At 45.4% G+C, this 13891-nt stretch carries 11 protein-coding genes and 1 riboswitch; of the genes, 7 read left to right on the plus strand and 4 right to left on the minus strand.

Annotated features, from left to right (window positions below):
- Window positions 1–69: 69 nt before the first annotated feature.
- Window positions 70–170, plus strand: a riboswitch (purine riboswitch).
- Between the two features lie 148 nt (window positions 171–318).
- Entirely contained in the window at window positions 319–1614 is a 1296-nt protein-coding gene (locus L7D49_RS10630; RefSeq protein WP_238080817.1) for an NCS2 family permease, read from the plus strand.
- Between the two features lie 42 nt (window positions 1615–1656).
- Here L7D49_RS10630 and L7D49_RS10635 read toward each other — a convergent pair whose 3' ends face one another.
- A complete protein-coding gene (locus tag L7D49_RS10635; protein ID WP_238080818.1) occupies window positions 1657–2502 on the minus strand; it encodes an STAS domain-containing protein in 846 nt (281 codons plus the stop codon).
- Between the two features lie 268 nt (window positions 2503–2770).
- Between L7D49_RS10635 and L7D49_RS10640 the strand changes: the two genes are divergently transcribed.
- Window positions 2771–3577 (plus strand): aldo/keto reductase, encoded by an 807-nt coding sequence (locus L7D49_RS10640; protein WP_238080819.1) that lies wholly within the window; start codon window positions 2771–2773, stop codon window positions 3575–3577.
- Between the two features lie 229 nt (window positions 3578–3806).
- Here the strand turns inward: L7D49_RS10640 and L7D49_RS10645 are convergent, their stop codons facing one another.
- The gene (locus L7D49_RS10645; protein WP_238080820.1) at window positions 3807–4304 is read right to left on the minus strand and encodes a YehS family protein; all 498 of its coding nucleotides are present in this window, start codon (window positions 4302–4304) and stop codon (window positions 3807–3809) included.
- A 468-nt stretch (window positions 4305–4772) separates the two neighbouring features.
- Between L7D49_RS10645 and L7D49_RS10650 the strand changes: the two genes are divergently transcribed.
- Entirely contained in the window at window positions 4773–5909 is a 1137-nt protein-coding gene (locus L7D49_RS10650; RefSeq protein WP_238080821.1) for an S-layer homology domain-containing protein, read from the plus strand.
- A gap of 226 nt (window positions 5910–6135) precedes the next feature.
- Here L7D49_RS10650 and L7D49_RS10655 read toward each other — a convergent pair whose 3' ends face one another.
- Window positions 6136–6852 carry a Fic/DOC family protein gene (locus L7D49_RS10655; RefSeq protein WP_238080822.1) on the minus strand — a complete coding sequence of 239 codons (717 nt, stop codon included), beginning with the start codon at window positions 6850–6852 and terminating at the stop codon, window positions 6136–6138.
- A gap of 4 nt (window positions 6853–6856) precedes the next feature.
- Window positions 6857–7048 (minus strand): antitoxin VbhA family protein, encoded by a 192-nt coding sequence (locus L7D49_RS10660; RefSeq protein WP_238080823.1) that lies wholly within the window; start codon window positions 7046–7048, stop codon window positions 6857–6859.
- Window positions 7049–7230: 182 nt separating this feature from the next.
- Between L7D49_RS10660 and L7D49_RS10665 the strand changes: the two genes are divergently transcribed.
- Genes L7D49_RS10665 through L7D49_RS10680 form a run of 4 tightly spaced genes read left to right on the plus strand, consistent with a single transcriptional unit; the run spans window position 7231 to window position 13661 of the window.
- Complete coding sequence (locus L7D49_RS10665) at window positions 7231–8439, plus strand: hypothetical protein (protein WP_238080824.1); 1209 nt, start codon at window positions 7231–7233, stop codon at window positions 8437–8439.
- A complete protein-coding gene (locus tag L7D49_RS10670; protein WP_238080825.1) occupies window positions 8415–9812 on the plus strand; it encodes a hypothetical protein in 1398 nt (465 codons plus the stop codon). The genes L7D49_RS10665 and L7D49_RS10670 overlap by 25 nt, the downstream gene beginning before the upstream one ends.
- On the plus strand, window positions 9769–10461 hold the full coding sequence (locus L7D49_RS10675; protein ID WP_238080826.1) for a hypothetical protein: 693 nt from the start codon (window positions 9769–9771) through the stop codon (window positions 10459–10461). The genes L7D49_RS10670 and L7D49_RS10675 overlap by 44 nt, the downstream gene beginning before the upstream one ends.
- Window positions 10458–13661, plus strand: coding sequence for an AAA family ATPase (locus L7D49_RS10680; RefSeq protein WP_238080827.1), 3204 nt, complete (start codon window positions 10458–10460; stop codon window positions 13659–13661). The genes L7D49_RS10675 and L7D49_RS10680 overlap by 4 nt, the downstream gene beginning before the upstream one ends.
- Window positions 13662–13891: the final 230 nt, after the last annotated feature.

A 13891-nucleotide genomic window follows, 5' to 3' on the forward strand; every position in this document is an offset into this window, starting at 1 on the left:
CTTCAACAAATACAGAAATCGTTTATTGACGTTCCAATCAAAGTTTGTTACAATTCATCTATTATTTTTTAAAAAAGAATAGAGATACCTTGTATAATTTCAAGAATACGGCTTGAAAGTTTCTACCAGCTACCATAAATGGCTCGTCTACAAGGAATATGAAAGTAATGCAATTTTATATTCCTTGTTGTAGAAAAAAACTTTGTCCTAACTAAGGTCAAAGTTTTTTTATATTCTAGGGCATACTAGTATGAACTGGCTGAAACAGTATCCTTGAAACCATGACCATTCATTCTCTAGCAAATGGGAGATTACAACATGAGAGACTTTTTTAAATTTGCTGAACGGAATACTTCCTATAAGCAGGAAACCCTCGCGGGCGTGACAACCTTCCTATCCATTGCGTATATATTGGTCGTCAATCCACTGATCCTCAGCCAAGCTGGGATGGATAGTGGGGCTGTATTTACTGCAACCGCTCTTACTGCGATTATCGGCACACTCCTTATCGGGTTGCTTGCGAACTTTCCAATCGGGATTGCACCAAGTATGGGGTTGAATTCATTTTTCGCTTTTTCTGTCTGTATTGGGATGGGCATACAATGGGAAGTCGCATTAACCGGTGTTTTTATTGCAGGAATTATCTTTATGATTTTAAGTGTATTGAAAATCCGAGAGAAGATTATTAATATCATTCCATTGAATTTAAAATATGCTATCGCTGCTGGAATTGGATTCTTCATTACATTTATTGGGTTGAAAAATGGTGGGCTTATTATTTCCAATCCTGATACATTTGTTTCGGTTGGAAACTTAACCTCACCTACGACCCTATTGGCCATCTTTGGATTGGTACTTACGATTGTTATGTTGGTACGTGGAATAAATGGAGGGATTTTTTATGGAATGATCATTACCACGATTATTGGAATGATTGTTGGATTAATAAACGCTCCTACAAAAATCATCGGAAGTATACCAAGCTTGGAGCCAACATTTGGCGTCGTGTTTTCCCATTTAGATCAGGTGTTCACCCCTGAATTACTGGCAGTGATTTTCACTTTTTTACTTGTTGCCTTTTTTGATACGGCAGGTGCTTTAATTGCCCTGGCCAGTCAAGCGGGAATGATGAAAGGTAATACTGTGCCAAATATAGGGAGAGCCTTGCTTGCTGATTCTACCGCTAGTGCAGTTGGAGCGATCCTCGGAACATCCACACCTGCGACGAGTGTTGAATCTTCTGCGGGCATTGCAGTCGGTGGCAGGACAGGCTTTACGTCTGTCGTTATTGCTGCTTGCTTTGCGATTGCTATGTTCTTTTCACCGATTTTATCTGTTATTACATTGGAAGTAACAGCCCCTGCGTTAATTATTGTAGGAGCATTGATGGCAATGGAAATAAGAAAAATTGACTGGAGCAAGCTGGAAATTGTGATTCCATCCTTTTTCACCATCATCATGATGCCCCTCACTTCTAGTGTGGCAATCGGTCTGGCATTTGGTTTTATTCTTTATCCACTTTGTTTCGTAGCACAAAAGCGGTATAAAGAAATTCATCCAATTATGTATGTGATTTGTTTGTTATTTATCTTATACTTTGCGTTTATCGTGTAGCTTTGAGTACCAGGTTCTCATTATTAGAACCTGGTACCTTTTTTAAGAAAGAATCTTAAGTTCTGATAGTGCCTGCTGCAAGGTTCCTTTTGTAATTTGACCACTAAAGTCCAATCCCAGGCTTACAGCAGTCTGAGCCACTTCAGGCCTAACGCCTGTTAGTATCGTTTGAACTCCTAACAATTTTAAGGTAGAGCTCAAATTAAAGATATGATGTGCCACCATTGTATCGACAATCGCTACTCCGGACAAATCGAGTATTAAGTAAGATATTTTTAATCTCCCTACTTCTTTCGTCGTATTCTCCATCAACATTAACGCCCGTTCCGTGTCAATATCTCCGATTAATGGCAGTATGGCGATATCGTTAGAAATCGAAACAATCGGAACAGATAATTCAATAAATGCTTTTCTTGCATTATCGAGATTGACTTTGTAGAAGTTGACGAAGGTCAAGCTAAAACAGTAAACAGCATAATCAAGTAAAGGGTCTATGATTTTAGATGTTGCTATCAATGTTTTCACTGACATATCATGTGCGATGACCATATTTTCAATTACTTCATTGATATAAGTTCGATAAAGCGTCGTATCTTTCAAAGCTTCATCTAATGGTACGCCAAGTTTGAATACATACTCGGATGTTTCATTCGCCCATTCTTCTATCAGCTTATAAGCCATTTCTCTCTTTTCTGGTTTCGCCAAGAATTCTCCAAATAGATCTACAAAGCTTGCTCTCATCCTTACTATTTCCTCTTCAATATGTGAAGGGATTAATTGTCTTTGATCTTCCGGAACCTCTGATAATCGAACCTCATGAATTTTACGTGCAATCGTAACCTTTTCTTCTTGTAGAGTTTTTCCGAGTAGCCCCATTTCATTTATCATAAGCTCATACCCTTCAATATAATTATATATTTAATTTGCCTTTTATTTTATTGTATCCATAGGGTTTCTGCAAATTAATAAGAGTACAAAGCATTTATACCTCACACTAAATTCATCGCATAATTGTGCTAATGAATTATCTATCTTAAAGTGATGTACGTGTTAATGTGTGGCTGCTATTCCGAAAAATTAAGAGCGTTCAGACAAATAGATTGATTCCTGTCTTTCGTAAAGGTAAGGTGAGAAATAAAGCATAGGAGGGGATACGATGAAGTATATGAAATTAAATAATGGCATTGAAATTCCAATCGTAGGATGTGGTACGAATACGTATGGTAAAGAGGAGAACCAATATTCAGGTGCCTTAAGAGGAGACACGCAGGAAGTCGACTGGGCCATTGAAAACGGCTACCGTCATTTTGACTCTGCTCAATTATATTTAAATGAAGAAGTCGTTGGAAATGGGATAAAGAAATCCTCCTTGCCACGTGAAGAGTTCTTTATCACGACGAAGCTAAATACGTTTGAAGGTTTTGGTGGTGCAGAATGGGCCCATGCAGAAATTGAAAAAAGCTTAGAGAAATTACAAACTGACTATATTGATTTGTTCCTGATCCATAAACCATGGGATAACGAGGCTGAGATGGTGGAGGCATGGACTATTTTAGAAGACTACTATAACCGGGGTGTGTTTAAGTCAATTGGTGTTTCTAACTTTGAAAAAGAACATCTAGATTTACTTCTTGAGAATAGCAGCATCACACCGGCCGTCAATCAAATTAAATCGCAAGTCGGACATTGGAATGACACACTGATTGACTATAACAAAAGCAAGGAGATTGCAACGGTCGCTTGGTCTCCATTAAAAGGAATCGATGAAAATGCCCAACAGATTTTAGAGGAAATCGGTAACCAATATGGAAAGACGTTTGCCCAAGTTGTGTTACGGTATCAAATTGAGCGGGATGTTATTGTTATTCCGAAGTCTCATAATAAAGAACGCCAAGCCGAGTGCTTAGCCATCTTCGACTTTGAACTGACTGCGGACGATCGTGACCGTATTGCTGCTTTGTAATCGATTCCGTTTGTATTCAACCATCCATCATAGCCATTACTGCTATGATGGATTTTTGGGTTGGATTCGTCTTCTGGTTATGTAGCGACTCTTCGAGAGGATTGAAAAGTAGTCGATTGCTGAATGGTAGCTAGTAAACGCATATTCCTATATTTTTATCACTTTTACTTTCCATATGAAAATGCCTGGTACAGCAGCTTCCCAATTGCCGCCGTACCAGGCACCCGATTCAAGCCCTGTAGGATAGAGCCAATCCTTTCAAAAAGTTTCTAGCGTATCGATCGAGGCACGGCTTATAATTCTTGTGCCCTTCTTTTCTCAACACAGCGCTAAGTTCGCTTTTTGAGATGCTGACTCCTGCCTTCTCTAAAATAGCAAGCATATCCTCACTTGTTAACGCGAGTGCTATCTTCACTTTCTTGAGCAGGATATTATTAACCGATTCATTCGTGACGGGAGCGCTTGACGGATCAGGTTGTTGTTGTCCTGGTTTAGGCTCTTGTTTTCCTCTTTTATAGATAATCAAACCATTTAAAAATGAATCGAGCATTCGATTCGTACACGTCATCTGCAATTCATCTTCCGCTTCGTCATTTGACTTTGTAAGCAATCGGAGGACATCCTCTTTTGTCACTTCACTGCCACCCAGCTTAAAAATATCTTCCATTTCAGCGTCCGTAAAATTCAACGCATAGCGTAATCGAATCAATCTATCATTATTATTCATTTGTAGTCCTCCTGTGTGGAATGCTGTATCCGCAAATCAACTTCGTCTAACGTACCGTGATTTTCTCGTAAGGATTGAAACGAGTTAAGCCTTATAATAGCACACTCCAGCCTTCCAGGCATGCGTTGATGCGTGAACAGAGTGGAAACTAAAACTACTCGCGCGTTAAAAGTCCAAGTCGTTTTTCATTTCATTGACTGCCGATCATATTTTCTGGAAGCCTCTGCTAAAACAGCTGTCTGATTAAATACGACCAACCATTCGAAAGGACAAAGAGTTAACGGGACTGGATGATGATTAGAATGCTTCACCGACCAGGGTCTTCCTCAATAAGTGCTCACTAACAATTCTCGAAATCTGTCTGGCGTTCCGCGGTTCAAGTTCCAAAAAAAAAGTTTGAAACTTTTTCCGGAAATCGGCGTCTGTACGCTGATAAAAGAATCGCGTGACATCATAGGAGGAAGTTGGATGAAGAAGAAACTTTGCGAATTTGTATTGGCAGCGGCACTGATTGTGCCTGTCATAAGTGTATCGGGCGAGGCGGAGGCAGCTGTCGCCAATCTGTTTAATGATGTGTCGAAGAACAGCCCATACGTGGAGATCATCCATGAGATGCGTGTCCGTAATATTATTAGCGGGTATCCGAATGGCGAATTCAAGCCGAACGAATCGATCAGCCGGAAGCAGGCGGCGGCTCTCGTCAACCGTGCGGTGAAACTGCCGGCGCGGAATAAGTTTGTGCCGTTCAAAGACGTTTCTGCGAAAAATCCGTACTATAACGATATTAAAAAACTGCAGCAGGCTGGCATTTTTACGCCGGACAAGAAAGGCAATTTGTATCCGAATGAGCCGATTACCCGTGCCGAGATGGCCAAGGTGTTAGCCATTGCATTCAAATTGGACGTGCAGTCGGATCTGCATTTCAAGGACGTGCCGAAGACCCATCCGGCGAGTGAATATATCCGTGCCCTTTATTCGAATGCGATCACTACAGGCGACTTTGGGAAGTATTATCCCGATAAACCCGTTACACGCGCCCACTATGCCGTGTTCCTGCACCGGACCCTACATATGAACGACACTGTGGACCCGGCGGAACCGGCAAAGCCGCTTCGCGGACAGTTGGGAGCCTTCACGGAAGAGCAACTGAAGAAAAACAATGATTACCTTGCGTATCAGATGATGCGGCTGCTCGATCAGAAAGTGACGCGCTACCCGGCCGATTCTCTCATGATGGAGAAGATGAATAAAGCGCCATATTGGGATGAACGTGAAATCGATCTGTATCCTGCGAATTCCGGCTACGGGCAGATGACAAAGGAGAATATTGCGTATTTGCAACGGTTCGTCAAAAAGGATTCTGAAATGGAGCAGATGCTGAACCGGTGGGCGGCAGGCGATTTCTCAAAGGTGCAGGAAGAATATATTACACTGAAGGGCATCTATGACCCTGAGTACTATGTATGGTGTCTGGAAGAGCTCTGCCTGGACAGCTCCAATTTGCATGTGCGAACAAAGCGCGCGGAAGAGTTCTTCATCCGTACGGTATTCGGGCAAAAAGGGTTGGAACGCCATCGTGAACAGTGGGGAACAACAGGCAATTGATACATGGGTGAGGAAGCATTTGATAACCACCCAGAGTGGATTGGCGTGGAAGGTGGCGACTCGCGAAGGGGTAGGCCGACAGGTGAGTCAACCAAGAGAGCGCAGCGAACTATTGACTCACCGCGGAGCCTCCTGAACGCATCCGCCTTAAACACAAATAAACCTGCAGCCCAGTAAAAAATACTTCGAGGAGTGCAGGTTTGAACGGTTATTTGTGATTTTTTTCCTATTCTTTATCTTTTACTGAGAAAGGAATCTCCTCATCGTTATCGACAATATGAGATTTAATGACTTTATACGTGGTGGAAGTTGAAGTGGATATGGAATCTGTAAGTTTCTTACTACTGGACAAGGCATCGCCAATAATTCTCTCCAGATATTGTGTTTCAGAGTATTCATCAATTGAGGCCATTACAAGGGCGGCACGAAGATAACTTGAATTTTGAGATAACAATTGGTCATTAAAAGATAACTGATGGTATTTTGAAAATAACTTCATGTAGACAGAAATTGTACGCGTGTTACCTTCCCTAAAAGGATGAACTCGCCAAAGTCTCGCCATTAGTTCTGCAAAACAGCTTGTTAAACTGGGGTTGGTATAATCCCAGTTAATTGTAAATGCCCAATCTAACGTTTTGGTTAAACTTTCTTTAATTGACTTGGCACGGCTATACATTACGCTTTGTCCGTCTAATACTTTTTCTTCCTTAAAAATATCTACAGTACGGAAATCACCAGCCCAGTCATAGAGGTCCCCGAAAAGATACTGGTGAATCAGTCGAATTGCATTTACATCAAAAATGTTGTCTATTTGAAGTGCTGTATCAAAATTCAACAAATTTGCAATCAATATTTGAGCTTCCACCGTTATCAGTTCAGATTCATCTTTTATGCCTAATCGATTTCTCAATACAGGTACGTCACCATATAAATATGGATCCATTTTGTTACTGAAAATCTCCGATATATTTATTCAGAACGGCTTTCCGTAAGTCTGCAGCTGATATTTTTCCATCCTCATACTGATCTAATAAGTCCTTGGTGAATGGAGTAGGTTTCCCGCCATCAATTGCAGCCATTCCAACGGCAAAGTTTACATTTTTGATACGAGTAGAACGATCGGGTTGCATACCATGCATATCACATCACACTCCTCACTTGTATATGTATATTATATCATATTTTGAAATGCTCGTCAGTCTGACCTTCTGCATACTCCTTAGTAATTCTTCCACCCAATCTTCCATGGTATACTACAATCAATAAACCATCCCAACCACAAGTCGCAATAGCCATACATAAAACACAACGGAGGCCCAACATGATCACGACGCAAACATTTTTAGAGACATTCGTCTGCAAAACAGGAGAATCTGTCTATCCTCTCGGAAATCAGGAATGGGATATCCAGAAATGGTCTGCGCGGACATACCGGACGCTTGGGAATGTGCTGGCGCCGGTTGACTATGATTCTATGCCGCCTGAAGAGGTCGCCAAGCTGGGCTTGAAACCGAAGTCTCGCAGGAGCGCGCTTCCGATCTCAGATTCATTGTTGAGCGAGGCGTTGCGGAAAGGCTGGCTTGTCCAGGAGGTCCGGTTCAAGGCGGATGGAAAGACGCCATCTTCCATCCATTATCGGATGGGACCAGGGCTATATGAATTTGAGTTGCGAAAGAAAGAGGAGGCGGCTGCGGCGGATCAGGAGCTTCGACAAACCTTGCTGCAAGAAATTCAAGTTTCGTCGGGCGAGCTGCCTTCATTGTTTCTGGCAAGAATGAATGAATTTGCTTCTGCGGCTGTTGACGAGGAGGCATGGTCGAACGAACGGGTGCGGAAGTTCATACATTTTCTGATTGCGTTTCTCCGGTTAAAACAGTGGCAACAACATATGGAATATAAGGAGATCGGGGCGACTTATTACCGGCGAATCGGCGGGTCGAAAGTGTTCGATGCAAATCGGGATGTGTTTATCCAACGTCTTGAGAAATGGCTCGGTGCACCGGTCCATGAGCTCGGGATTGTGAGTACGGGATCTGTTGGTCCGATGCTTTTCACGGGAGATTTGCAAGGGAAGTTCTCGGCATATCACATAGGTGCCGTGCATGCGACGACGGATCTTGCGGTTGCATTGGACCAGTACTCCACTTCCGCTAACATCTTGTGGCTTGTTGAGAACCGCGCCGTCTTGACGAGGATGGCGACGGAGGTCGAATTTCTGAAGGACACGTCTTCGTTTGTCCTTGGTGTGGACGGGCAAGTCAGGGGTGCCCATAGAAAACTGATCCGGCAGATTTGTCAGAACTCCAACATTCAACTTGTCATCATCTGGGTGGATGCTGATTTTGCGGGTACGGTCATCGCAAGGGATTTAGCGGATTTGGCAGGGGGGGTAGCTGTTCGGTTTGTTGGAACAGCGGACCAACTATTCACTGATTTGGATGCGTATCAAAAATGGTCGGAAGGCAAAAGTACAGAACAGGAAATGACGTTAGGAGGTCCCGCCGAATGGAAAAAGATATGCAAACGGTAGTTTCGATTTTCGGTGCCGATCATCAGCAGCCTGAAGTAACACGCGCCATGCGGGATCTCATTTCGCTGGCGGGTGTGATGAAGGATCTTTCAGGGGAGGCGATATTCGATTCGCCGCTTGAGATGCTCCGTTTCTTGCGGATCATTGAATTAATCCATCAGGAAGCATATGGGCTTGCAGATCCCATTGATAGTGCGGAGACGTTGTATTACCGGTATTTGAACAAGTTCAACGACAACGAGCCGCCGACGAAAGCGAGAGTCGGCCAGATTCTCAATGTCTTGACTGCAAATAACTGGATCAGCAAGCAATCCAGTCACATCAAGATGATGAGTGTCGGCAAACGGATGATGCATGCGCTGACCCGCCTTGCAAATGATTCCCTTGCGTATTACCTGGAGGATGATATCGGCCGTTCCTTGTTCCAGGCGAGACGTGACGCGGAAATCAGTGAAGCTTACGATGACAAGGGCGTCTCGGGCGGTAATATCATCGGCAGCATGATCCGGAATGTGCAGGATGCGATCGACTTGCTGAAGGAGCGGGAGCTTGAGCTTCTCGCGGAACGGAATGCGTTGCCTCAGCTGGAGATCATCCACACGCTCATGGAGGATCTCGACCAGAAGCTGCATGACCGTTTGAAGCAGTTCGCCACAATCGAAGACAGCCTTGTCCTCAGCCGGCATGTGCAGCGTGGAACAGCGGCGCTTGCGGAAGGGACGAGCCTTTCGATCGGGATGATCAATAAATATCTCCAGTTCATGAACGTGCAGAAAACCCCTCTTATGACCGCCATTTCACCTGAAAAAGTCCGTGTATTCATAACCAAAATGTTCAATCCTCCTCTCGAATCCGAAATCCCAAATGCGTATCAATTATTCAGCTTCATGGAACAGGGTCAATATGAAGGCGAAGAGCTGGACGGATTGTGGCTTCCTGTGAAGTATGCAAGCCCTCTGTCGCCGGCGGGGATCGAGGAAGGGCTTCATTTTCTTGAAAGTTATGAGCCGGTCGTCGCTGAAATTGAGGAGGAAGAAGAGGTCGAGTTCGAGGAAGTGCTAATTGACGCGCAGGCGGTCGGGATGGTCATGGACGAAGCAAGTTGGCTTATGACAAAAGCGGCCATCGACACGGAGAAGATTGAGGACTACTTGAAAACGAAAGAAAAAGCGGGTCTGGAAGAGACCGTGATCGCGACGGGTTCGGAGTCATGGGGAGATGCAATCCGTCAGCTTCTAGGCGTGGCGGCACTTGAGGCGAATAAAAAAGTGAAACTTGCGCATGACGAAGACGTACCAGAACTTGAGAAGGAATGGAGGTGGATTGAAGATGACGACCGAGCATACAACATCCGGCGAAGAGATGACCGATAATATGTCCTTGAACAGTCTTCATTCCTTGCGGAGTGTGTTATCGAGCCGAGAAGAGATGGCATTCATGTCTATCCTTTTTTCATCCAGTGCGACGGTGCGTGCGACGAATTTTGGTTTGTCCCGAAAGGAAGTGGAACGGTTGCTTGCCGATACGTCGGGGGATGATGGGTATTTCTCTTCATTCCTGTCGCGTGTCAACCAGGCGGTCGGCAGGTATTACCGTCTCATCTATGACGAGGAGCGGGATCAGGTGGTCGCGATGTTGAGGGTGCCAGCACGATCTGCGCGTCAGACGTTGTCAGCGGAAGCGCTTGCTATTTTGCTGTTCATGTTTTATCAGCAGGAAGTATTGAAACACGAGTACACATTGGTTTCCCAGCTGCTGGACGCGTTTGGGCACGAAGTAAAGAAAGGGAGCAGGCGCATTCAGCTTGCAATAGATGCACTCAAGAAAATAGGAGCCGTCATGCCGCACCAAGTGACGGGGCAGGAGGAAGCCTACCGGATCACGGCGATCGGTGTCCATATGTTCTCGGATTCGTTCTTGAGACGCATGGTCGAATTCAGTCATTCCAGCCAGTTGTCGAAAGAGGATGTTATGAAGTTCTTTAACCGTTATAACCTATATGAAGGAGAGGATTTCTCTTGATACCTTGGCGTTTGCAATTCACAGGCATCAGGGATTATGGGCATGAGAAGATGATGCTGGATCAGGCAGAGGAACATGTTTTGATCACGGGGCCGAACGGGGCAGGCAAGTCGACGATCTCCTTCTGCATGGGGGCTGTCCTCCGTTCCGCGAAAGTCGACATTGAAGGGCTGAAATCGCAGAATTTGGCGGAGGACGAGACATGGCGGGCAGCCATCCATCTTCTATTTAAAAATGAAGGGCCGTCCCGCGTGGATGCGCCCCTTTTCATCGAGTTTCGCTTGCTCATCGAACAGCCGCCAAAAGATTTGATCAAACTGCGGTATGAGATACATGACGGCGAGACCTTCGACGAATTGGAACTCCGGCAAGCGTTCCGGTCAGGCGATGTGAATAAGAATAATTTCACGGCGTATAAACGAGAACTTGAATTCAAATATAAGATCCATCCCGATTTGTATTACCTCATCTGGTATCAGCAGGAAGTCAATCAATTCTCCGTCATGGCGCCAGAGGAAAGGTTCCGTATCTTCAGCGAAATGCACAAGATCGACCGCATCCAAAAAGACTGGGAAGTATCCTTGGAAATCGTGAAGGAAGCGCAAGAAGCGTTTCGGATGGCAACTACCCAGCAGAAGCTACTTGAGATGGATCTGACCTTGAGACGTGATAAGAAAGACCGTTTCGAGAATAACCGGATGCGGCTACTGGAAAACGGGAAAGACTACGCGCAAGCTGTGTACGGTCTCCGGACTTTGCTTGTAAACAATGTGAAAGAAGCAGAAGAATATATTAAAGCAAGAGAGCAGGAACTGGAAGCGGAGCAGGACGTTCTGCAGCAGGATGCTGAAGAGCTAGAACAGGTGAGCGAACGGCTGATTGCGGTGAAATCGGACCGGGAGGAGCAGCAGAACTTTCTTGCTGCGCAGGAAGACGAGCTGAGTGTCAAAGAAGAGCAGCTCGGGAAGGCAGAAGACGAACTTGCGGGCTTGCGGAATGAATTGAGTGATCTGCAAGAGGAATATGCGCGTCTTCCGTACACAGAAACGGAGACGAAGGCGAAATTGGCAGAAGCGGAACGGAACTTGGAGCGGTCATCGCAAGAAGAACAGGCGATCAAAGAGCAGCTGGAAGAGGTCGCTAAAGCGATCGAGAAAAACCGCAATGCACATGCCACTATGAAGGCAGCTGCAGTGCAATGGGAAAATCAGCGAGTTCAAGCGATGCAGTGGATCGACCGGTATCGTTCCAGCCATCAGCTGCAAGCAGATTTGAAAACGTTGGAATCAAAGACCGACAATGTCAAAGAAGATATATCGGATGCAAAGAAGGAACTCATGAAGCTGACAGAGGAATACGAACTACTCAAAGAGAATCGTGTGCAGTCGAGAAGGCAGACCGAAGCGATTAGCCACTTGAAGAAGCAGGGGATTACGGCATACCCGCTCCGGCACTTCATCAAGCTCGCCGATCATCTGCCAATTGAAAAAGAGCGACTCTTTGATGCCGTGAAATATACGATCTTCTATCAGGCTCCTTCCTGCATGCCGCTAAATGACCTGTACCATGTGTCGCTGGAAAAGGTGGTGCCGGATCGCTCTGTCATCAATCTACCCGCGTATGGCCTTTACATGCGGGAAGGGCTTACTGTTCAAGAAGAGAATCATGCATCCCGCGTGCTCTGGTGGCTGGAGCAGTTCTTCCTGAAAGAGCAGCCGCGCATTCTGAAAGGGCTGCTTTGGGATTCACAAGGAGTAAGAGGCCCTGCGGAGCAGAATACGTTCATCCTCAGCAACAAGGCGGTCGAAGAGAGAAGAAAAACGCTAGAGACGCTTATTTCCCGGTTGTCTGATGAGGTAGAGCAGTTGCAAGCACGACTCTCGCAGGATACGGATACATTACGTGTGTGGAATGCCGACGTGCAGAAAGTGAAAGAGGCGGAAGCGTTCTTATCTGACGAAGCGAGCCAGCGGTATCGGTTGGAGCAGATTGACAGAATGTCCATAGAGTATCAAGAACTTACGAAATCCAAAGGGGTGCTTGAGAACGATAGACAGGCCCACTGGAAAACACAGATGCGTGAAGAGGGAGCGATCAACGAGCTGGAAGGCTATCTCGCGGTATTTGCCAAGTTTGGACAACAGGCGCAACGGATTGCGGACCTACAAGCGCTCGAGATGTCCGTCAAGCAGCAAAACCAAGAGGTGCACGCCATCCGGAGGTCCATCACGAGCTTGAGTAAAACCTTGGATGATCTGTTTGTGTCTTTGCAGAAATACAACCGTTCGAAAACGGAGATCGAGGATCGTTTGACGGCTGCCAAGCGGAACATGGAACACATTAAAATACAGATAAGCGGCAAAAGAGAAGAACGCCTGAGTATGCATAAGGAAGCGGTGGCCTATGAAGAAGAACTGGAGGCGCTCAGAACGCTAATTCCTCACGTTGTGGAGGAAGCACTGAAAGAGTCGTCTCAAGGCGTATCCATGTATGAATGGAATAGTCGTCTGAACAAAGCGAAGATCGGATTCGAGCAAGCTCGCAATGAAAAGGATATCGACCCGCATGCCGTAGAGAACTTCCGGACACTTGAAAGCGAAGTCTTGCGGAAAAAAGACGAACTGGAATCGGCCAAGAACCTGCTCGACGAAAATGAACAGCGCGCCAACCAGAACGAACAGCGGCTCGAAACCGCCATCAACATGCAAGTGACGAAAATCAACCTGCTCTTCCAGGAGTATATGGGTGAATTTCAATTTGAGGGGCGGATCGACTATGAAAAGTTCACGGATAAGAAAGGCAGGCCTGTCTTCAAGCTATTCATCTACGTACGGAAAGAGGGGCACCGAGGCAAGTTCGAGGATGTCAGTGTAAAGGCGAGAGGCGGACGAGTCGGAAAAGGCGTCTCGGGCGGCGAAGAATCACTAAGTTCCCTGTTATTCGCTCTGGCGCTGCTTCAAAACCTTGAGAACCAGGCTGGCTTCATTGTCTTAGATGAATTTGACAGTGCATTGGACGAAAACCGGAAATCGACCGTTTTCAGGCTATACGCCGAAAAGCTTGAACGGAAATTGATCATTCTCTCTCCAAAAGCCCATGAAGATCAGTACTATCAACAGTTCTCAAAGGTTTTTATCGTGTCGCATGATCCTAAAGAAGTGAAAAGCAGAATTAGAGGAATTCAATCTGGACAGTCGTGATGGTATTTAATTGAGCATCTGATAGGAATTTTTTCTGGTTTACAAAAAGTAATTACTCTGCTTATTAGGCCGGTAGCAGAGGGTGGCTACTTTACTATTGATCTTTGTAATTGATTTCAATCATTGCATCAGGCACCGATCTTTGGGTCCCGAACAGCATAGAGGGCTGAGCTAGAATAATACAAAATGCAGTCCGATACCTGCATCCATCATGCAAACAATACCGTCCT

It is taken from the genome of Sporosarcina cyprini, assembly GCF_022048975.1.
In the GTDB taxonomy this organism is placed as follows: Bacteria; Bacillota; Bacilli; order Bacillales_A; family Planococcaceae; genus Sporosarcina; species Sporosarcina cyprini.

Excerpts from the sequence above, each read along its gene's own strand:
- L7D49_RS10630 (WP_238080817.1), top strand. The coding sequence starts at position 319 with ATGAGAGACTTTTTTAAATTTGCTGAACGGAATACTTCCTATAAGCAG.
- L7D49_RS10635 (WP_238080818.1), bottom strand. The coding sequence starts at position 2,502 with ATGATAAATGAAATGGGGCTACTCGGAAAAACTCTACAAGAAGAAAAG.
- L7D49_RS10640 (WP_238080819.1), top strand. The coding sequence starts at position 2,771 with ATGAAGTATATGAAATTAAATAATGGCATTGAAATTCCAATCGTAGGA.
- L7D49_RS10645 (WP_238080820.1), bottom strand. The coding sequence starts at position 4,304 with ATGAATAATAATGATAGATTGATTCGATTACGCTATGCGTTGAATTTT.
- L7D49_RS10650 (WP_238080821.1), top strand. The coding sequence starts at position 4,773 with ATGAAGAAGAAACTTTGCGAATTTGTATTGGCAGCGGCACTGATTGTG.
- L7D49_RS10655 (WP_238080822.1), bottom strand. The coding sequence starts at position 6,852 with ATGGATCCATATTTATATGGTGACGTACCTGTATTGAGAAATCGATTA.
- L7D49_RS10660 (WP_238080823.1), bottom strand. The coding sequence starts at position 7,048 with ATGCATGGTATGCAACCCGATCGTTCTACTCGTATCAAAAATGTAAAC.
- L7D49_RS10665 (WP_238080824.1), top strand. The coding sequence starts at position 7,231 with ATGATCACGACGCAAACATTTTTAGAGACATTCGTCTGCAAAACAGGA.
- L7D49_RS10670 (WP_238080825.1), top strand. The coding sequence starts at position 8,415 with ATGGAAAAAGATATGCAAACGGTAGTTTCGATTTTCGGTGCCGATCAT.
- L7D49_RS10675 (WP_238080826.1), top strand. The coding sequence starts at position 9,769 with ATGACGACCGAGCATACAACATCCGGCGAAGAGATGACCGATAATATG.